Below are 19,984 nucleotides of genomic sequence, written 5' to 3' on the forward strand. Positions count from 1 at the left end.
TCGGTCTCTATCTGTTGTGGGCGCAGGAGATTTGCGAGGCCCCGACACTAGTACGAGAGGACCGTGTTGGACCGACCTCCGGTTTACCGGTTGTTCCGCCAGGAGCACCGCCGGGTAGCCGCGTCGGGTAAGGATAAGTGCTGAAAGCATCTAAGCACGAAGCCCCCCTCAAGATAAGATCTCCACACAAGGGCCGTTTAAGACGAAGACGTAGATAGGCCGCAGGTGCAGGTACGGTAACGTACATAGCCGAGCGGTACTAATCGCCCAAACCCTTTCTTGGGAGCAATCCCATCGCCGCCGGCCAATGAGGGCCGGGGCACAAAAACGAATCGATCGCTGAAGCGGACATCCGCGGCAAACGTTGACAAAGCCTCATGAGAGCGTCATGAGTGACTCCTGAAGATTTACGCGGACAGTGTGACTGTCGGAAGACATTCGCTTCCACAACCTCTTTTCTACCTTACACGGCCGGAGACCTGACACTGGGCGATGGCTGAAACGAACTAAGGTGGCAATAGCGTGAGGGCTCCACCTCTTCCCATTCCGAACAGAGAAGTTAAACCTCACCACGTCGATGATACTGCGAAAGTGGGAAAGTAGATAACCGCCCCCTCTACGAGCCGGAGCTGAAATGCAAAATGCATATCAGCTCCGGCTTTTTTATGAATAAAAAGTTATGCGTAGCTTTAAATTAAGCTTATTTAAGCCCTAAGTCAGAGGTAAAGATTGAGGTTAATATAATTTTGCGTAACTTTGCGTCGTGGAATCTATGCCTCAGAGTTTTCCAGTTCCTACTTAGACGGGAACGAAAGGTTTAAAGTTCATTATTATGATATTCAGTAAGCTGTCGAGATACATTCTGGCTCTGCAATTTTCATCTGTCGCCATGATGGTGTCGGCTGAAGAAACGTTGCACTATGAGGCTTCATTGACTGCCGGTACGGGGTCAGGCACATTCGCGCCATATTATCTTTCGAGTATTCAACACGGTCGTATAACGCAGGCTGACAATGTTCAGGCTGAAGTAGCCGTGACACGTAAGATGGATTTCTCCAATCGTTTCTCATACGGCTATGGAATTGATCTTGTCGGGGGGTATGCATCGGCAACGACGTATGAATACTATGATGAAAGTCTGGATGGTTGGAACAATCATCGTCTGCGTCCGTCAGCCGCATGGATTCAGCAACTTTATGCGGAGATAAAATACCGCAGTCTCTTTCTTGGGGCCGGCCTGAAGGAGCAGCGGTCAGGATTGCTAAACCAGAATCTGACAAGCGGAGATCTTGTAGAGAGTGGAAACGCACGTCCGATGCCCCAGATGAGAGCCGGTTTTTTGGATTTTCAGGACATACCCTTTACCGGAGGTTGGTTGCAGATAAAGGGTGAGGGGGCGTTCGGATATATGACGGACAACGGATGGCTGAAGGATCATTACAATTATTTTAATGCCCATATAGCCTTTGATCAGATATATAATTATAAGTGTGTATATTTCCGTACGAAGCCGTCAAAACCGTTTTCGATGATTTTCGGTATGCAGGCTGCGGCAACGTTCGGAGGCCGGACGGAATGGTATTATCGAGGTAAAATAGAAAGAGTAGTGAAACATAACCGTAGTTTGCGATATTTTGTAAAGATGATATTCCCGACTCAGGATGGCGGTGACGGATTTTATTCAGGAAATCACCTCGGTTCGTGGGACATCCGTGCGCGCTATCGTCTGAAAAATGCTGATGAAATATATGCTTATACCTCATGGCTATGGGATGACGGATCGGGTATCGGCAAGCTTAATGGTTTTGACGGGCTCTGGGGAGTGGAATACAAGGCGGCACGAAAGGGCTTGATTAATTCAGCCGTGTTTGAGTATTTCGATTTCACAAATCAAAGCGGCCCGATACATTTTGATCCTGCCGATAATACCGGATGCAATCTTCCGGCTCATGTATCAGGAGCGGATGACTATTACAATAATGCGACGTATAATCCATACGCTTATTACGGGTTGTCGATCGGTTCGCCTGTCATGATGGCACCTCTCTATAACCGTGACGGTGTGTTGAGCTATATCGCAAACGCTGTGCGCGGCTTCCATGTTGCTGCCGAAGGTTCGATTAATCCAGTGCTTGATTATCGTGTCAAGACCGGTTACCGAAAAGGGTGGGGCACGGCCAAACGGATGCTGAAAAGACCGATGCGTCTCTCAGCATTCATGATGGAAGCTGAATGGCATCCGAAACGGTTGGGCGGAATGAGTGTGAGAGCTGCAATGGAGATTGACAATGGAAATATGCCCGAAAAGGCTTTCGGAGTCATGCTTGGCGTGAGATACTCCGGATTGTTGAAGCTATAAATTCTGTCGTTAATGATGAAGAAACTGACATTACGAATGGTAAGCATCGCTCCGGTTGGGTTGCTGCTGACAGTGTTGCTGCTGGCGGCAGGATGCACCCGTCATCACGGCGATATCGGCGAATTTTTCGGCGACTGGCGTCTTGACCGGATAACAGCCGACGGAGAGGAAATGCTGCTATATCCGGATACGGATGAGTCTTACCCGATTCTATATACATGGGCATTTCAGAGCACCGTCATACGGATCAATTCAATCTATACACATAACCGTTTGCTTGATTGCTACGGGACATGGAGCGAATCTGACGGAATACTTGAATTGAATTTCACATACAGCGATAAAGAGGAGGGAACGGAGTATCTCTACACTCCGCCTAAGATACTTCATCTTTCGCCTGACGGGATCACCCGGCTGAATATCGAAAGACTCGCAGATAAGAAAATGATAGTGAGTCATGTCGGGGAGGATGGAGTGAAATACACCTATTATCTGACTCATCCCTATTGATCGGTGATGAAAACAAGAATAAAAACGCATTGAAGGAACAAGATATGGATATTAGAAAGGAAAAAGTGCTTGTCACGGGTGCTGACGGTTTTATCGGTTCGCATCTCACCGAGGCTCTTCTTGCCGAAGGATATCAGGTGAGAGCACTGTGCCAGTACAACTCATTCAACAACTGGGGCTGGCTTGAAGGGGTGGAGCATCCCGATCTTGAGATAGTGACCGGCGATGTGCGCGATCCTAACTTCTGCCGTCATATCACGCGAGGGTGCGACACGGTCTATCATCTCGCGGCTCTGATAGCCATCCCGTATAGCTACGTCGCACCTGACAGCTATGTGGATACGAATATCAAGGGCACACTCAACATGTGTCAGGCGGCCAAGGAGTGTGGCGTGAAGCGCATTGTCGTCACATCGACAAGCGAAGTTTACGGCACTGCACAATATGTCCCGATCGATGAGAAGCATCCACGCCAGCCGCAGTCTCCTTACAGCGCGACTAAAATCGGGGCTGACGCCATAGCCATGAGTTTCTACAATGCGTTTGAGCTTCCGGTGGTCATCGCACGTCCGTTCAACACCTACGGACCGCGTCAGAGCGCACGTGCCATCATCCCAACGATCATTACCCAGATTGCAGACGGAGCACGTGAAATCAAGGTCGGTGATCTCTCGCCGACACGCGATTTCAATTTCGTCAAGGATACGGCGGCCGGATTCATAGCCTTGGGCCGCGCCAAAGGGATCGAGGGTCGCGACATCAACATCGCTACCGGAACTGAAGTGAGCATGAAGGAGACTCTTGAGACAATAGCCCGGATAATGGGCGAGAAGGTGGAATACGTGGTTGACCCCGCGCGTCTGCGCCCGTCGGGAAGCGAGGTGTTCCGTCTTTGCGGTGACAACACTCTCATAACATCGCTCACGGACTGGCGTCCGCGCTATGACCTTGAAGCCGGTCTGCGTGAGACGGTCGGATGGTTCACCCAGAAAGAGAATCTTGCAAAATACAAGTCGGGTATCTATAATGTATGACCAACATGGAAAAGCATAGTGACGATACTGGCGGGCGGAAGAGCCTGAATGTGCTGTTTCTTGGAGGAGCCAAGCGTGTGTCATTCGGTCGGAAACTGCTTGAAGCCGGCGAGAGGCTTGGCATAGATGTCAAGATCTACAGTTATGAGCTTGAGGCCGAAGTACCGGTGGCATTGATCGGAGGAGTGATAATAGGCCGACGTTGGAATGCCTTTGACATACTGGATCATCTTCATCAGGTGGTCGGGGCATATCATATCGACGTGCTTCTGCCTTTTGTTGATGGAGCTATCTCTATTGCCGGTGCGTATATGGCAACTTATAGCGATGTATGGGCTCCGGTGGTGAGTTCCGGAAAGGCGGACACGCTTTTTGACAAAGTGCTTTCCGCACGTGAGTTTGAAGCAGCCGGGCTTGACATCCCGCAGACATACACCGGCGGACGTCCGGTATTCCCGCTGATCGCAAAGCCGCGTCGCGGATCTGCATCGAAAGGTATCCATGTGATTGACGGTGTCAACGAATTCAAGAAAATATCGAAGATTGCAGACGAGTATCTGATACAGACCTACTATCCCGAACGCGAGGAATATACTGTGGATTGCTATATATCACGTCGTGGCGAGACGCTTTGCATCAGTCCGCGTAAACGTGTCGAAGTGGTAGGCGGGGAGGTGTCGAGAAGTGTCACGGTCGATTATCCCGAATTGCTCGAAGCATCGGCAAGAGCCATAGAGCGGCTCGGACTCCGCGGCGCAATCACACTCCAATATCTTCGGGATATGACGACGAACAGGCTTATGCTTATGGAGATCAATCCCCGTCTGGGGGGCGGTGTGGTATGTTCGATCCATGCCGGAGCTGATATTCCTGCGATGATACTCTCGGATGCTGTCGGCGATGTGGCTGAAAAAGCTACCGGAATCCGTCCGGGTACTATGATCTGCCGCTATTTTGAAGAGGCTGTATTCAATGTTTAAATGTTTTGACAAAGCAGAGTCAGAAGTATGAAGGATGACAATAAAATAATCATTATAGCCGAGGCTGGTGTCAATCATAACGCCTCGATGGAGATGGCACGACGCATGGTTGTCGAAGCGGCCCGTGCCGGAGCGGACTATGTGAAGTTTCAGACAGCAGTGCCCGAACTCGTCATCTCGTCAATCGCTCCGAAAGCCGAGTATCAGAAAGAGACCACTGGCGAGGAGGAATCGCAGCTTGACATGTGCCGCGCCATCCATCTGCCGTTGTCGGCTTATCCTGAGCTCGCCGAACTGTGTCGGGAGGTGGGGATCGGATTCATGAGCACGCCGTTTGACCTCGTGAGCATCGATTCGCTCGCTGAGTTAGGGATGGATTATTGGAAGATACCATCAGGCGAGATAACCAATCTGCCATATCTCCGTAAGATAGCAGGAATCGGCGGAAAAGTGATACTTTCGACAGGAATGTCAACCATTGATGAAGTCTCGGCCGCAGTAGATATTCTTGCTGAAGGAGGGATTGACAGAAAAGACATATTCCTGCTTCACTGTACCACTCAGTATCCGACACCGTATTCCGACGTAAATCTGCTGGCCATGGAAAGTCTGCGCAGGCTTGATGTCGGAGGGGTAGGCTATAGTGACCATACCCTCGGAATCGAAGTCCCAATTGCGGCAGCTGCCCTTGGAGCAAAGGTCATCGAAAAACATTTCACACTTGACAAGTCTCTTCCCGGCCCTGACCACAGGGCATCGCTTGATCCTGCCGAGCTTACAGCGATGGTGAAAGCCGTACGCAATATCGAGCTTGCGCTCGGCGACGGAGAGAAGCGTGTGGCTGAAAGCGAACGTCCGAACATCGAAGTGGCCCGCAAGAGTATTGTGGCCTCGCGTCCGATTGCGGCAGGTGAAATATTCACGGAAGAAAACATAACGGTCAAACGCCCCGGCAATGGCATCAGTCCCATGAAGTGGGACTCGGTGATCGGCCAAAGGGCCAAAAAGGATTTCCCTTACGACTCCCTGATTGAACTTTAGGCTTAGCCGCGACATTTATTTATTGTAGTCAGTACAAGTTCACCACTCCGAAAAGCTTATGAAAGGTTCTCTAAAACTGTCATTGACGCAAAAACTTCAGCAACGGCTCTCACCGTTGCAGATGCGCTTCGTGCGTCTGCTTGAGATGAACGGTCCGGAGATCGAGGAAGAAGTGAGACGTGAAGTAGATGACAATCCTGCGCTTGAAGTGGTGACTGACGGCCCTGAACCGTCGGCAGAGGGTGATTTCAATGAAAGCTCCGAAGATCTGCAGCTTGCCGATTACAGAAATGAGGATGAGATCCCGTCTTACCGGTTTGAGGCGCGAAACCGATCGCGCGACGATGCCTATTTCGAGCCTGTCGCCGTGGCGGAAGAGAGCTCTCTGAGCGAATCGCTCATGGAGCAACTTGCCGAGACTGACGTAACGCCGCTTGACTTGCAGATAGCACGATATATAATCGGAAATCTTGACGATAACGGTTACCTGACCCGCACTCTTGACCAAATTCTCGACGATCTGGCCATAAACGCAGGAATCGAGGTCGATATGGATCATTTGAGAGAGCTTGTCAGACGTGTGCGTGCTCTTGATCCTCCGGGCATCTGTGCCTACGATCTGCGTGACTGTCTGGCATTGCAGTTGCGGCGTCTTGCACCGACCGATGCGCGTAATCTTGCCCTTGAGATCGTGGATCATTATTTCGATGTCTTTTCATTGCGCCATTTTGACCGTCTTGCCACCATGCTCGGAGTCAGCAAGGAGCAACTGCGTGAGGCCGTGGATATAATACGGACGCTTAATCCGAAGCCGGGAGGACAGGTCGGTGGCAATGCCGGTGACGATAAATTGCGTCATATCATTCCGGATTTCAATATCGAGACTGACGGCGATAAGCTCACACTGACCCTTGTCAACAATCTTCCTGAACTTACCATTGAGGAAAGTTATGTCAGCGATGGTAATGAGTTCATGGCCGGGAGCACGGAGCGCAACCGCAAGGATGCACAGGCGTTCATAATGCGTAAGCGCGAGGACGCAACCGAATTTATCGATCTTCTGCGTCTCCGTCAGGAAACACTCTACCGGGTGATGGAAGCGATTCTGAAATATCAACATGATTTTTTCATGACGGAGGATGAATCAAAACTCCGTCCGATGATACTGAAGGATATAGCAGCCATGACAGGCTATGATCTTTCGGTCATATCACGTGCGACCGCAGGAAAATATGTCGCAACTCCCGGAGGGATCTATCCACTCAAATTTTTCTTTAATGAGAAAGTCAATGCCGACGAGGATTCATCGTCGCGTGAGATTCTGGCAGTGATCCGTGAGATAATCGATGCAGAGGATCATCATGATCCGCTCAATGATGATGCACTCATGCAGAAACTTGCCGAGAGGGGTTATGATCTGGCCCGACGGACAGTGGCGAAATATCGTGAGCGGCTCGGAATCCCTGTGGCGCGTCTGCGTAAGCAGATATGATGATTAAGGCTCAAAATCCCCACTCCGGAATAAAATAAAAGCCATGATTTGATTGTTAGATAAATATATGAAGAAGCTTTCCGAAATAATATCTGCGGTATTCTCTCCGCTACTCGTGCCGACTTACGGCATGATACTTACCGCTTTTCTGACAATATTGCGTTTCCTTCCCTCCAATCTTCTTTGGACGGCCATAGGAATCACATTTGTCATCACCTGTCTCGTACCGGTCGCGGCCATAATCGCTCTTTTCAAAAGCGGAGTGATAAAGGATGCCGCGCTTAACGAGCGCACGGAGCGTTATATCCCATACGGCGTTGTGATTCTCTGTTATCTCGGATGCGGATTCTTCTTCTATAAAGCAAGTGCGCCGCTGTGGCTTCCGATGTTTTTTGTCGGCGGAGCTTGCGCCACGCTGATCAACACCGTTGTCAACCGTTGGTGGAAAATCAGTGCTCATGCAGCCGCTATGGGTGGACTGGTGGCACTGCTGTTCCGTGTTGTGGCGTCGCACTACGCTCTGTTCAATATGAACGTCTGGCTTTCAGCTGTGATCATAACTGCGGGAATTGTAATGACCGCACGTGTGTATCTTGAACGTCATACACTCTGGCAGGTACTTGCCGGATGTGCCAACGGCTTCATCTGCGTTTATCTTCTTTCGATGATACATTGATCCCGACTCCTGACGGCGGTCTGAATTCGTCAGGCCGATCGGAAATTTTCCATACAGCAAACCACAATATATAACCATATATTAAACCGAATTATCATGAACCCTACAGTTAGCATCATCATGGGAAGCACAAGCGATCTTCCCATTCTGAAAAAAGCGGCTGATTTCCTCAATCAGATGGAAGTGCCGTTCGAGATGAATGCCCTTTCGGCTCATCGTACACCTTCCGAGGTCGAAACATTTGCGCGCGGTGCTGAAGGCCGTGGCCTGAAGGTCATAATCGCAGCCGCCGGAATGGCAGCCGCTCTTCCGGGTGTTATTGCCGCGATGACTCCTGTCCCCGTCATCGGTATTCCAATCAATTCATCGCTCAACGGAGTGGATGCACTCTATTCTATCGTCCAGATGCCTCCGGGCATCTCTGTAGCGACAGTCGGTATAAATGCCGGACTCAATGCCGCAGTGATGGCCGTGCAGATCCTTGCGCTCAGCGATCCTGAACTTGCAAAGCGTTATGCAGCCTATCGCGCCACACTTTCGCAGAAAATCGTAAATGCGAACGAGGAGCTGAAAACTTTGAAATATGATTTCAAGGTTGACTGATTTCAATGTTAGGAATATGAGTTTAAAAAATTATACTTATCACCGTCGTTCCACATGGCCTGTCAGAGTAGGCTGTGTGGAACTTGGCGGTGACAACTCCATCCGCCTCCAGTCCATGACCTCGACGAGCACCATGGACAGCGAGGGATCAGTGGAGCAGATCAAGCGTATAGTCGATGCCGGTGGTGAGATCGTACGCCTTACCGCTCAAGGAGTGAGAGAGGCGGAGAATCTTGCCGATATTTCAGCCCGACTCCGCGAGGCCGGGATCGGAACTCCGCTTGTGGCTGATATACATTTCAATCCTAGGGCTGCATTCGCCGCGGCTTCGCGTGTCGAGAAAGTGCGCATAAATCCGGGCAATTTTGTCGATCCGGGACGTGTATTTAAGAAAATCGACTATACAGATGAGGAGTATGCAGCAGAGATTGTCAAGATCGAGGAGGGACTTGTCCCGCTGCTCGATATCTGTAAGCAGCACTCTACCGCCCTGCGTATAGGGGTGAACCACGGTTCGCTTTCTGACCGTATCATGAGCCGTTACGGCGATACTCCGGCAGGAATGGTTGAGAGCGCACTGGAATTTCTGCGCGTATGCCTGAAGCATGACTTCCGCGATGTGGTCATCTCTATCAAGGCTTCCAATGTCGGCGTGATGGTCGAGACTGTCCGTCGGCTCGTTGCAGCTATGGACGCCGAGGATATGCACTTCCCGCTGCATCTCGGAGTGACCGAAGCTGGTGATGCGGAGGACGGACGCATAAAATCCGCTGTCGGTATCGGATCGCTTCTTGCCGACGGTATCGGCGATACAATCCGCGTCTCGCTTAGTGAAGAGCCTGAGCTGGAGATACCGGAGGCTGCACGTATAGCCCGTTTCATCTCCGGTCTTTCAGCCGGAAAGCCAGTAAATCCTGTCGCGGTTCCGGATGGTTACAATGAGTTCAGCCCTTCCCGCAGGAAAAGTGTCTGGTCCGACAGGCTTCCTCAGGTGGTGGGTCTCGATATACCCGCAGGGGATATGAGGGACGCAATCACTCTCCTTGCGGAGGATGGTTTGACTGACGGAGTTGCGGAGCTACTAAGTGCCGATTCTGCCAAAGTCGTTGTTCTTGACTCCAAGGATGCGAATGCCATAGGTCATCTTAAAGCATTCATGATGGAGATGGTGAACCGTGGGCTTGAGAATCCGGTGATAATCCGTCGTGGCTATGGTGACATGGCGGAGGAGGATATGATCATCGCTGCGTCCATAGAGCTTGGTTCACTCCTGCTTGCAGGATTCGCCGACGGTGTATGGATCGAATCAGAACGTCTGTCACGCGACCGTCTGAACGACATGGCTCTCGCCATACTTCAGGCTACCCGCATGAGGATTTCAAAAACGGAATTTATCTCATGTCCGGGATGCGGACGCACGCTCTATGACCTTCAATCGACCTTACGCGACATAAAGGCCGCCACCTCTCATCTCAAGGGATTGAAAATAGGTGTGATGGGCTGCATTGTCAACGGTCCGGGCGAAATGGCCGATGCCGACTACGGCTATGTCGGAGCAGCTGCCGGCAAGATCAGTCTTTACAAAGGTAAGGAGTGTATTGAAAAGAACATACCGACCGAGGATGCCATCAGTCATCTCATAGCCTTGATAAAGGCTAATGGAGACTGGACAGAACCACAAGACTGAAATGCAGACCGATGAAAAATATATGCGCCGTGCGCTTACGCTTGCCCGTCACGGCCTTCTTGATGCCTCCCCCAATCCAATGGTGGGGGCGGTCATTGTCGATCCGTCCGGACGCATAATAGGGGAGGGGTGGCACCGCCGTTGCGGCGAAGGTCACGCGGAGGTCAATGCCGTGGCCTCCGTTGCTGACAAAGAGCTATTGAAGGATTCCACCATGTACGTGACGCTCGAACCATGCTCACATTACGGAAAGACTCCCCCATGTGCCGACATGATCGTACGCATGGGGATTCCGAGGGTGGTCATCGGTTCACTCGACCCTTTTGCGAAAGTGTCGGGACGCGGAGTGGCAAAACTTCTTGACGGAGGAGTGGAGGTGGTCACAGGAATGCTGGAGGATGAATGCCGGCAACTCAACCGGAAATTCATGACCGCTCATAGAGAGAAACGACCGTTCATAACCCTGAAATGGGCACAGAGTGCCGACGGATTTATCGACGGCCATATATCCACACCTCTCACCTCCATGCTTGTCCACCGCGAGAGGGCCACGCACGATGCCATACTTGTCGGGAGTGGTACGGCTCTTGCCGACAATCCCACGCTCGACACCCGTTTGTACGCGGGTAAGTCGCCTGTAAAGGTCGTTCTTGACAGGCGCGGACGCGTCGGCGGATCACTCCGGCTGTTTGACAGTGGCGAAGTGATCGTGTTGAATGATTACCCGTCACTGGCCGATGCAATGCGCCGTCTCTATGAACGCGGTATAAGTTCCGTACTCGTCGAAGGAGGAGCGGAAGTCCTCAATTCATACTTGGCCGAGGGGCTATGGGATGAAATAAGGGTGGAAGTCTCTCCTGAAAAAATCACCGGAAAAGTAAAAGCTCCGGTGATACCTGCCACGACCGTTATGCCTGAGATGATGACGGTTGATGGCCATAAAATCTTAACTTACAGTAAATGAAAATTATAAACGCACGAAAGACAGACGCTCCGCTGATTGCACGATCCATCATGGATGCCGTCGGCGAGGAAATTTGTTCAGGACTTGCGACTAACGGCCATAGTCTTGACGATGTAGAACGTCTGTTTACCTCCCTCGCTCTCCGTGAGGACAGTCAGTACAGTTATCTTAACACGCTGACCGCGCTTGATGATTCAGGCAAGGCCGTCGGCGTATGTGTCGGTTACGACGGCTCACGTCTCCATGAACTCCGCGAAGCCTTCTTTGAAGAGGCTGAAAAACAGCTCGGCATAGAGATGGGTGATATAGATGATGAAACTGATAGCGGAGAATTCTACATCGACACCCTTGCCGTTCTTCCCGAATACCGTGGCCGCGGAATCGCTTCGGAGCTGCTTCGCGCATCAATCAGGCGTGCGGAAGCGATAGGTAAACCGGCCGGACTCCTCGTGGATAAGGAAAACACACGTGCTCGCCGTCTCTACGAAAATATCGGATTCCGTAAGGTTGGTGAACGCCCGTTCTGCTATGTAATGATGGATCATCTACATTTTCAGGGATCATGAGGTTCGGAAGTCACATTAAGATAAAATTCATCCTGACGGGGGTACTCTGCCTCTTGGCAGGTCAGCTCCACGCATTCCCGCTGAAGGTAAGGGGAGTGGATACACTCCGCACTGCAATTCTCATCCGTGATCTCCGTTTCGGCCATGACATCGTGGCCGAAAATATCGACCGTCCGCTCATTCCCGCCTCGGTGATGAAGTCGGTAACCGTGGCTTCGATGCTGAATCTGGCCGACATTGCCGAGCGGTTTTCTACTCCCGTCGTGGCCGAAGGACGGATCACGGATGGAGTGCTTGAAGGAAACCTTGTGGTAAAAGTCTGTGGAGACCCTACGATCGAATCGCAATTCCTACCGGAATCGCAGGGATTTGCCGACAGTATCGCAGCCGGAGTGAAGAAACTCGGAATCAGAAAGATTACCGGAAAGGTGATCATCGACGAGTCAGATTTTCCGGATGCGACGACACCTCCGGGCTGGATGGCAGAGGATATTCCGTGGTACTACGGAGCGCGTCTGCAGGGTGCGAATTTCCGTGACAACCGTTTCCGTCTGCGCCTGCCCTCGAAAACTACCGTCCCCTTTGTGCCGGATCTGAAATTCAATTATATAAACGGTAAGGGCGGAAAGATTGACCGTAAGGATGGATCGGAAACCTTCATCGTGACCGGAAACAGAGCGATCAACGATATATTCGCCATGCCGTATCCCTACAAGGCCATGCGCCATGAGATCGTCAGCACCTTAAAAGATAAAGGAATTGAAGTTGGGGGCGGTAATGTCACGCCTAACGGTGACGAGCTTGAGGTCTATGTCCATGAATCGCCTGAATTCGGAGAGATCATGCAGAGCCTCATGTTCCGCTCGGACAATCTGATGGCCGAAGGCATGCTGAGGGCTATCGCTCCCGGTGGAACCCGCGCCGACGCTATCACGGAAGAAATGGCTGTGTGGACGATGGCGGGAATAAGCGGCCACGGACTGAACATAATCGACGGCAGCGGACTTTCGCGTGACAATAGACTGACAGCCCGATTCCTCGGAGATGTGTATTCCTACATGACCACGGATGCTTTCTCCAACGAGTATCTCAACCTCTTTCCTCGCGCCGGATTTGACGGTACGATGAAGAATTTCCTCGTGCAGTCACCGCTTGCAGGCAGGGTGGCGATGAAGACCGGTTCGATGAAGGGAGTACAGTGTTACGGCGGCTATCTTTTCGATGCTGATGGCTATCCCACTCACATCATCGTGATCATGGCCAATAATTTCCGGTGTAACCGCGCTGCTCTTAAAAAAGATATAGAGCGTTTGTTATTAGAAAAATTTGATGTAAGTTTGCATAAGGAAACGTCCGCCACATCGGTGGCAGATCCGCAACAGACTGAAAACGAGGACTAATAAATTTGGCATTAAAATATGAACAACGATATGCTTGGCCTGCTTAATCTGGCCTACGAGATTGAGGGGCTGCTCCTGCTCAATATCAACCGTGGGGATGAGGCCGCTCCTGAAATGAAGAGCCTGCTGACAGCGAAAGCCGCGCAGCTCTATACGGCACTCTCATCCATTAATCCTATTGCCTCTATGCCTGTTCCGCCTACTTCCGGAATAAAGGTAAGCGCACCAGAGCCGAACTTCGCAGCAGAGGTCGAGGCCATACAGTCGGCCGCAAGAGAGACTGTCGCTGATAAGATTCCTGCTGAGAAGGAGGAAAAGACAGTTGTGAAAGAGGATGTGGCTACCCCGGTAAAAGAGGAGACCGTCAGCGAAAAGGTCAAGGAGGAAGCCGCGGTTAAGGAGGAAATTGCTCCTTCGGTTGATGATGAAGCCATAGCGGACAGTGTTCTTGAGGAGGAAGTCGGCGACGCGGATGTCGCTCCGACCGTCAATGACAGTCTCGGTGCTGAGACGCAATTGACTCTTGACGAGAAACTGGCCCGTCAGCGTGCGTCCGACATATCCAAGGCGTTCACAATCAATGACCGTTTCCGTTTCCGCCGCGAACTTTTCCGCAATTCCGATGAGGAATTCAAGGAGACGCTTGAAGTTATCGGCTCAATGTCAAGCATGGAGGAGGCGGAGGATTATTTCTTCAACGATCTGTGCTGGGATGAATCATCGCCCGAAGTGAAGGAGTTCATGGAGATCGTCGGAAGGCATTTTTGAGAAAAATCTGCATGAGCAAACTGTATATAGTCCCGACGCCGGTCGGCAATATGGCTGACATGACACCCCGCGCCATCGAGGTGCTGAAAAGCTGTGACCGCATATATGCGGAGGATACGAGGACATCGGGTGTGCTTCTTAAACACTTCGACATCACGACACCGTGTTCGAGCCACCATAAGTTCAACGAACATACGACGGTACGTCCCATTATCGAACAGCTCTTGGCCGGGGAGACAATAGCCCTGATTTCAGACGCAGGTACACCGGGCATAAGCGATCCCGGTTTTCTGCTGACGCGTGAATGCCGCAGAGAGGGGATAGAGGTGGAGACTCTGCCCGGTGCGACAGCCTTCGTCCCGGCACTTGTCAATTCGGGCTTACCGACCGACCGATTTACGTTCGAGGGTTTTCTCCCTCCCAAAAAAGGCCGGCAGACGAGACTCGAACGGATAGCCGCCAATGACTGCACGTCCATCATCTATGAGTCGCCGCTGCGTCTGGTCAAGACACTCGAACAGCTTGCGGCGGTGTGCGGGGAGGAGCGTCCGGCTTCGGTGTCGAGGGAGATATCGAAGATCCATAACACGACCGTTAACGGCACGCTCGGTGAATTAATAGAATATTTCGGCCAAAACAATCCGCGCGGTGAGATTGTTATCATTATAGGTGCTTCGGACAATTCCGCTCCTAAAGTGCATAAGAACAAATATAAAGATTTATAAAATCACATTTAAGACTCACATCAACTACGGACAAATATGAAGAAGAACGCGATTTTCGCAGTCATAGCGGCTGCAATCCTCACTGCTTGTAACGGAGGGAAGCTCCGCGACGCAGAAGCCCAGAACGAACAACTCAAGGGCGATCTCCGTGAAACTCTCGCTACACAGGACAGTCTCCTCGTTCTTGTCAACGATATTTCCGATGGTATGGCTCAGATAAAGGATCTTGAAAAGATCATCTCCCTTCCCGGTAACCTCGGTGAATCCACCTCACGCAAGGAACAGATCAAAAATGATATGATCGCTATCCAACAGGCTCTGCAGGAACGCCGCCAGCGTCTTGAGGAGCTTGAAAAGAAACTTGCACAGACTGGTGGGGAGAGTACGACCCTCAAACGCACTATCGCCAATCTCAAGGGTCAGATAGCCGAGCAGCAGACTGAGATCGCAACTCTTACGAATCAGCTCGCAAGTGCCAATATACGCATAGAGGAACTTACTTCGGAAGTGAGCAGTCTCAATACTGCAAAAGATTCGCTCGCTACGGATCTGAATGAGGAACGTGCACAGAAGGAGGCTGCCGAACTTGCAGCGACTGAGGCTACCAACGAGCTCAACACCGTATATTTTGCTATCGGCACAGGCAAGGAACTCAAGTCGAAAAAGATCCTTGAATCAGGCTTCCTCCGCAAGACCAAGGTCATGAAGGGAGATTTCGATATGAATTACTTTACCGCTGCAGACCGCCGTACGCTCACTCAGATCCCTACTCACAGTAAGAAGGCCAATATAAAGACCTCACAGCCCAAGGATTCATACGAGATCGTTGAGCAGGACGGTCAGAAAGTGATCCGGATCACAAATCCTGAGAAATTCTGGCAGCTGTCCAACTTCCTTGTAATCGAGGTGGATTGACAGCCGGAATCACAGCTCGAAAAATAAACACACGTACTCAGCAAGACATTTTTTTTCAAATTCATACTTATATTATCGGGAGTGTTTCGCTCCCGATTCTTTTCATTTTTAAATAATACCATTTTAGAAACATGAACCAAGGATTATCTATCGTGACTATGCTCTTGTTAAGCGCGTCGCCGGCTATTAAGGCCGTTGATAACGACGCTGCATTCCTTTCCTATCCGACATACGACGGTGACGATCTCGAACTGACCGTTGACAGTAAGGGCACTCACTGGCGATTGTGGTCACCGGCTGCCGAGGCCGTCCGTCTCATGATCTATCCGACTGACCGCAATACGGCTGCGACAGATACCATAGACATGACGCGCAGTGAGCGCGGTACGTGGGTGGCGAGTGTCCCCGAACAGCTTTATGGCCGTTACTACACGTTTTCAGTCCTTGATAAAGGAAAGTGGCTGGCCGAGACTCCCGGAGTATGGGCAAAGGCTGTAGGTACTAACGGCGAACGCGCGGCGATAATTGATTTCACCACGACTGATCCCGAAGGCTGGAGCAAGGACAAAGGACCGAAGATAGACAACATAAACGATGCGGTGATCTATGAAATGCATCACCGTGACTTCTCGCAGCATCCGAGTTCAGGTATTGTCCACAAAGGAAAGTTCCTCGCGCTTACAGAACCATCGACCAAGAGTCCGCAGGGCGATAGGACCGGAATCGACCATCTGAAAGAACTTGGAGTGACACATGTCCATATACTGCCCTCGTATGACTACAACAGTGTCGATGAGGCTAATCTCCCCGCCAATACCTATAACTGGGGTTATGATCCGATCAATTACAACGCGCCGGAAGGCTCGTATTCGACGGATCCGGCCAATCCCGCCACACGCGTGACGGAGATGAAAGAGATGGTCAAGAGTCTGCATGACAACGGTATCGGTGTGATCATGGACGTGGTCTATAATCACACGGCCAACAACGACGATTCAAATTTCTCGCTCACCGCTCCCGGCTACTATTACCGTCACCGCCCCGACGGAAGCTACAGCGACGCTTCCGGTTGCGGCAACGAAACGGCTTCGGAACGCCAGCAGATGCGTGACTATATCATAAACTCCGTGAAGTACTGGGCCAAGGAGTATCACATAGACGGTTTCCGTTTCGATCTCATGGCCATCCATGATATAGAGACTATGAATGAGGTCATAGCAGCTCTTAAAGAGATAAATCCTGATATTTTTGTCTATGGCGAGGGCTGGACAGCAGGTGATTCGCCCCTGCCGGTCGAGCAGCGTGCACTGAAGGAAAATGTGGCTAAAATGCCGCAGATAGCTGTGTTCAGCGATGACATACGCGATGCAGTCAAGGGGCATTATAGCGATGCTTCTGACCGTGGGTTCGCCACAGGTAAGCCGGGGCTTGAAGAGACCGTGAAAATCGGTATCGTCGCCGCTACGGATCATCCTCAGATCGACTATTCGAAAGGTAATAACTCCAAATTCGCTTACGCTGCTTCGCCGACACAGATCATCAACTATGTGTCGTGTCACGATGATCTGATGCTTACCGACAAGTTGCGTAAGTCGATGCCTGATGCCACGGATGCAGAGCGTCAGCGTGCTGCACGTCTGGCCCAGACAATCGTGCTGACTTCGCAGGGCACACCTTTCATCTTTGCCGGCGAGGAGATTTTCAGAGACAAGAAGGGTGTCCATAATTCCTACAATTCACCTGATTCGATCAACGCAATTAACTGGAATCTCAAGCACGACAATGCGGCTCAGTTTGAGTATTATAAGGAGTTGATTAAGTTGCGCAAAGAGCATCCGGCTTTCCGCATGACCACTACCGAGCAGGTGAGGAAGCATCTTAAATTTGACAATATCAACGAACCCAACCTGATTTCATATTCGCTTACCGACCATGCTAACGGCGATGAATGGAAGGAAATAAAACTCGTGTTCAATGGGTCGGATGAGGCGCGTGAAGTCAAGATACCCAAAGGTGACTGGACTGTCATAGCTGAGGATGGACAGATCAATTCCGAAGGACTTGGCAAAGCCAAGGGCGGAAAGATGACAGTGGCTCCGCGTTCGGCTTTGATACTTGCCATGACGAAATAAAACGACGTCGCGTCTAAAATTACGGAAGGATAAGTGCCCGCAGGATCAAAAACTGAAGCTGATCCTGCGGGCAGTTGTTTTCGAAATAATAAAAATTCCACATAATTGATGTGTCCGGATGACCGGAAATTTATCTGTTTTCGATATCCTCAGGCGGCTTAATTTTGATATATCTTCTGAAATTTGGTGTGGTTATGGCGTTTATACATGAAAATTCTGTAAATTTGCGGAAAATATTAACAAATCGTAATTAACAGTCAGAAGTGGAAGCTAAGAAACCAACAGCTATATTGAGAATGCATTGTCCCGATAAGCCGGGTATCATTGCTGTGATTTCGGATTTTATTACAACGAATCGTGGAAACATTATCTATCTTGATCAGTATGTGGATCATGTCAATGGTGTTTTCTATATGCGTGTCGAATGGGAGCTTGAAAATTTCCTTATCCCGTCGGAAAAGATAAGCGAATACTTCAACACGCTATACGCCATGCGCTACAACATGACGTATCGTGTAAGTTTCTCGAAACGTCGCCAGAAAATGGCAATCTTCGTCAGCAAGATGTCACACTGTCTCTATGACATGCTTGCGCGTTATGTTGCCGGCGAGTGGGATGTGGAGATCCCCGTTATCATAAGCAATCATCAGGATCTTGCGATTGCAGGAAAGCAGTTCGGCATACCGTTCGAACATATTCCCGTCAACCGTGACAATAAGGAGGAAATGGAGCAGCGCGAGTTTGAGATACTTGACCGTTATGGAGTGGATTTCATCGTGCTCGCACGCTATATGCAGGTGCTTTCCGAGAATTTCATCGAGCGTTATCCCAACCGCATCATAAACATCCATCATTCATTTCTTCCTGCCTTTGTAGGTGCAAAGCCCTATCATCAGGCATACGAGCGAGGGGTGAAACTCATCGGTGCTACGAGTCACTATGTGACTACCGAACTTGACGCAGGTCCGATCATCGAGCAGGATGTGGTGCGCATAAGCCACAAGGACACTATTGATGATCTTGTCAAGAAGGGACGCGATCTTGAGAAGATAGTGCTTTCGCGTGCGGTCGAGAAGCATATTCAGCGAAAGATCCTGACCTATGACAATAAAACTGTGGTGTTTAGCTGATTTTTGTGACTTTTTTGATTTTATTCATCTTAATTGCGATTTTTGCAGCTAAAATTCATAATCTTATTGTAGGATAAAATAAAAATAATGTCTAAATTTGCACTTGAGTTATCCGATGGCATATTGTCAGCGGATCGACTTTATCCGATAGGAGAATTTGTGATTTAATAATTTAGTTTTTCAAACAGTTAACCTCAGGTAACATAGTATTAAAAAACTTCGCTAATTGCTAATTTAATTCACGATAATCAACCGTAAAGACAGCCGCGAGGCATGTCCTTCAAAAAACAACAATTGTCTCAACTCAAAACTTCAAGAACTACACTTAAATGGACAGCAACGAAAAGAAAAGCAAGCGCCCGCGCATCGGAGTGCGCCCGGTAAGCTCAGACAGTGCCGATACTCATAACGACTACACTACACAAGAGAACGGCAGCCACCAGACGGAAGGTCAGGAACGCCATCAGGGTTCTTACAATTCCTATGGCAACAATCGTACCTATCAGCCCCGTCCTTACAACAATAACCGTCAGGGTTCATACGGAAATAACCGCTACAACAATCAGGGCGGCTATAACAACCGTTACAATAACAACAATAACCGTTACAACAACTATCAACCCCGTACTCAGGCAAATCCGCAGCTTGAAGGTGAACCCCAGACTTCAGCAGAGGGTGTTGCAGCAAGCACTACGGAAGGTGAGACTCCCGCATATCAGCCCCGTCCTTCCTACAACCGCTATAACAATCAGGGTGGATACAACAACTATAACAACAACCGTCAAGGCGGCTATAACAACAACCGTCAGGGTGGCTACAACAACAACCGTCAGGGCGGTTACAACAACAATCGTCAGGGTGGCTATAACAATAACCGTCAGGGCGGCTACAACAACCGTCAGCAAGGCGACTATAACAACAACCGTCAGCAGGGCGGATATAACGACACTCGTCAGGGAGGGAACAAGAACTAGGGTGTGGGCGGCTACGGGGGCGGGTGGG

The 19,984-nt window shown here is 50.3% G+C and carries 18 protein-coding genes and 2 rRNA genes; all 20 read left to right on the forward strand.

Going from position 1 to position 19,984, the window contains the following annotated elements:
* Nucleotides 1–284, forward strand: a 23S ribosomal RNA gene (locus tag K2G41_RS00650); the annotation flags it as partial.
* Nucleotides 285–507: 223 nt separating this feature from the next.
* A 5S ribosomal RNA gene (gene rrf / locus K2G41_RS00655) occupies nt 508–616 on the forward strand.
* A gap of 216 nt (nt 617–832) precedes the next feature.
* Nucleotides 833–2,359, forward strand: coding sequence for a capsule assembly Wzi family protein (locus tag K2G41_RS00660; protein ID WP_300112960.1), 1,527 nt, complete (start codon nt 833–835; stop codon nt 2,357–2,359).
* 12 nt (nt 2,360–2,371) lie between these two features.
* Complete coding sequence (locus K2G41_RS00665; RefSeq protein ID WP_300112963.1) at nt 2,372–2,869, forward strand: lipocalin-like domain-containing protein; 498 nt, start codon at nt 2,372–2,374, stop codon at nt 2,867–2,869.
* A gap of 44 nt (nt 2,870–2,913) precedes the next feature.
* A complete protein-coding gene (locus tag K2G41_RS00670) occupies nt 2,914–3,903 on the forward strand; it encodes an NAD-dependent 4,6-dehydratase LegB (RefSeq protein WP_300112966.1) in 990 nt (329 codons plus the stop codon).
* Nucleotides 3,904–3,908: 5 nt separating this feature from the next.
* Nucleotides 3,909–4,883, forward strand: a complete 975-nt coding sequence (locus K2G41_RS00675; protein ID WP_300112969.1) for an ATP-grasp domain-containing protein — start codon at nt 3,909–3,911, stop codon at nt 4,881–4,883.
* A 27-nt stretch (nt 4,884–4,910) separates the two neighbouring features.
* The gene (neuB, locus tag K2G41_RS00680; RefSeq protein ID WP_300112972.1) at nt 4,911–5,924 is read left to right on the forward strand and encodes an N-acetylneuraminate synthase; all 1,014 of its coding nucleotides are present in this window, start codon (nt 4,911–4,913) and stop codon (nt 5,922–5,924) included.
* Nucleotides 5,925–5,982: 58 nt separating this feature from the next.
* The gene (gene rpoN / locus K2G41_RS00685) at nt 5,983–7,416 is read left to right on the forward strand and encodes an RNA polymerase factor sigma-54 (RefSeq protein WP_300112975.1); all 1,434 of its coding nucleotides are present in this window, start codon (nt 5,983–5,985) and stop codon (nt 7,414–7,416) included.
* A 67-nt stretch (nt 7,417–7,483) separates the two neighbouring features.
* Nucleotides 7,484–8,092, forward strand: a complete 609-nt coding sequence (locus K2G41_RS00690) for a phosphatase PAP2 family protein (protein ID WP_300112978.1) — start codon at nt 7,484–7,486, stop codon at nt 8,090–8,092.
* Between the two features lie 96 nt (nt 8,093–8,188).
* Nucleotides 8,189–8,695 carry a 5-(carboxyamino)imidazole ribonucleotide mutase gene (gene purE, locus K2G41_RS00695; RefSeq protein ID WP_300112981.1) on the forward strand — a complete coding sequence of 169 codons (507 nt, stop codon included), beginning with the start codon at nt 8,189–8,191 and terminating at the stop codon, nt 8,693–8,695.
* Between the two features lie 16 nt (nt 8,696–8,711).
* A complete protein-coding gene (ispG, locus tag K2G41_RS00700; protein ID WP_300112984.1) occupies nt 8,712–10,382 on the forward strand; it encodes a (E)-4-hydroxy-3-methylbut-2-enyl-diphosphate synthase in 1,671 nt (556 codons plus the stop codon).
* Nucleotides 10,354–11,346, forward strand: a complete 993-nt coding sequence (gene ribD, locus K2G41_RS00705; RefSeq protein WP_300112987.1) for a bifunctional diaminohydroxyphosphoribosylaminopyrimidine deaminase/5-amino-6-(5-phosphoribosylamino)uracil reductase RibD — start codon at nt 10,354–10,356, stop codon at nt 11,344–11,346. The genes ispG and ribD overlap by 29 nt, the downstream gene beginning before the upstream one ends.
* The gene (locus K2G41_RS00710) at nt 11,343–11,912 is read left to right on the forward strand and encodes a GNAT family N-acetyltransferase (RefSeq protein ID WP_300112990.1); all 570 of its coding nucleotides are present in this window, start codon (nt 11,343–11,345) and stop codon (nt 11,910–11,912) included. Before ribD ends, K2G41_RS00710 begins: the two co-directional genes overlap by 4 nt.
* Entirely contained in the window at nt 11,909–13,312 is a 1,404-nt protein-coding gene (gene dacB / locus K2G41_RS00715) for a D-alanyl-D-alanine carboxypeptidase/D-alanyl-D-alanine-endopeptidase (protein WP_300112993.1), read from the forward strand. The genes K2G41_RS00710 and dacB overlap by 4 nt, the downstream gene beginning before the upstream one ends.
* A gap of 18 nt (nt 13,313–13,330) precedes the next feature.
* On the forward strand, nt 13,331–14,080 hold the full coding sequence (locus tag K2G41_RS00720; protein ID WP_300112996.1) for a hypothetical protein: 750 nt from the start codon (nt 13,331–13,333) through the stop codon (nt 14,078–14,080).
* Nucleotides 14,081–14,091: 11 nt separating this feature from the next.
* Nucleotides 14,092–14,805 (forward strand): 16S rRNA (cytidine(1402)-2'-O)-methyltransferase, encoded by a 714-nt coding sequence (gene rsmI / locus K2G41_RS00725; RefSeq protein ID WP_300112999.1) that lies wholly within the window; start codon nt 14,092–14,094, stop codon nt 14,803–14,805.
* A 36-nt stretch (nt 14,806–14,841) separates the two neighbouring features.
* A complete protein-coding gene (locus tag K2G41_RS00730) occupies nt 14,842–15,720 on the forward strand; it encodes a hypothetical protein (RefSeq protein WP_300113002.1) in 879 nt (292 codons plus the stop codon).
* A gap of 131 nt (nt 15,721–15,851) precedes the next feature.
* Nucleotides 15,852–17,852, forward strand: a complete 2,001-nt coding sequence (pulA, locus tag K2G41_RS00735) for a type I pullulanase (RefSeq protein ID WP_300113005.1) — start codon at nt 15,852–15,854, stop codon at nt 17,850–17,852.
* A gap of 263 nt (nt 17,853–18,115) precedes the next feature.
* The gene (purU, locus tag K2G41_RS00740; RefSeq protein ID WP_300113008.1) at nt 18,116–18,982 is read left to right on the forward strand and encodes a formyltetrahydrofolate deformylase; all 867 of its coding nucleotides are present in this window, start codon (nt 18,116–18,118) and stop codon (nt 18,980–18,982) included.
* Between the two features lie 329 nt (nt 18,983–19,311).
* On the forward strand, nt 19,312–19,956 hold the full coding sequence (locus K2G41_RS00745; RefSeq protein WP_300113011.1) for a hypothetical protein: 645 nt from the start codon (nt 19,312–19,314) through the stop codon (nt 19,954–19,956).
* Nucleotides 19,957–19,984: the final 28 nt, after the last annotated feature.

It is taken from the genome of Duncaniella sp. (assembly GCF_029056165.1).
Lineage (GTDB): Bacteria > Bacteroidota > Bacteroidia > Bacteroidales > Muribaculaceae > Duncaniella.

Excerpts from the sequence above, each read along its gene's own strand:
- ribD (WP_300112987.1), top strand. The coding sequence starts at position 10,354 with ATGGAGACTGGACAGAACCACAAGACTGAAATGCAGACCGATGAAAAA.
- K2G41_RS00745 (WP_300113011.1), top strand. The coding sequence starts at position 19,312 with ATGGACAGCAACGAAAAGAAAAGCAAGCGCCCGCGCATCGGAGTGCGC.
- rsmI (WP_300112999.1), top strand. The coding sequence starts at position 14,092 with ATGAGCAAACTGTATATAGTCCCGACGCCGGTCGGCAATATGGCTGAC.
- ispG (WP_300112984.1), top strand. The coding sequence starts at position 8,712 with ATGAGTTTAAAAAATTATACTTATCACCGTCGTTCCACATGGCCTGTC.
- K2G41_RS00670 (WP_300112966.1), top strand. The coding sequence starts at position 2,914 with ATGGATATTAGAAAGGAAAAAGTGCTTGTCACGGGTGCTGACGGTTTT.
- purE (WP_300112981.1), top strand. The coding sequence starts at position 8,189 with ATGAACCCTACAGTTAGCATCATCATGGGAAGCACAAGCGATCTTCCC.
- rpoN (WP_300112975.1), top strand. The coding sequence starts at position 5,983 with ATGAAAGGTTCTCTAAAACTGTCATTGACGCAAAAACTTCAGCAACGG.
- K2G41_RS00720 (WP_300112996.1), top strand. The coding sequence starts at position 13,331 with ATGAACAACGATATGCTTGGCCTGCTTAATCTGGCCTACGAGATTGAG.
- K2G41_RS00660 (WP_300112960.1), top strand. The coding sequence starts at position 833 with ATGATATTCAGTAAGCTGTCGAGATACATTCTGGCTCTGCAATTTTCA.
- dacB (WP_300112993.1), top strand. The coding sequence starts at position 11,909 with ATGAGGTTCGGAAGTCACATTAAGATAAAATTCATCCTGACGGGGGTA.
- K2G41_RS00675 (WP_300112969.1), top strand. The coding sequence starts at position 3,909 with ATGGAAAAGCATAGTGACGATACTGGCGGGCGGAAGAGCCTGAATGTG.
- K2G41_RS00710 (WP_300112990.1), top strand. The coding sequence starts at position 11,343 with ATGAAAATTATAAACGCACGAAAGACAGACGCTCCGCTGATTGCACGA.
- pulA (WP_300113005.1), top strand. The coding sequence starts at position 15,852 with ATGAACCAAGGATTATCTATCGTGACTATGCTCTTGTTAAGCGCGTCG.
- neuB (WP_300112972.1), top strand. The coding sequence starts at position 4,911 with ATGAAGGATGACAATAAAATAATCATTATAGCCGAGGCTGGTGTCAAT.
- K2G41_RS00665 (WP_300112963.1), top strand. The coding sequence starts at position 2,372 with ATGATGAAGAAACTGACATTACGAATGGTAAGCATCGCTCCGGTTGGG.
- K2G41_RS00730 (WP_300113002.1), top strand. The coding sequence starts at position 14,842 with ATGAAGAAGAACGCGATTTTCGCAGTCATAGCGGCTGCAATCCTCACT.
- K2G41_RS00690 (WP_300112978.1), top strand. The coding sequence starts at position 7,484 with ATGAAGAAGCTTTCCGAAATAATATCTGCGGTATTCTCTCCGCTACTC.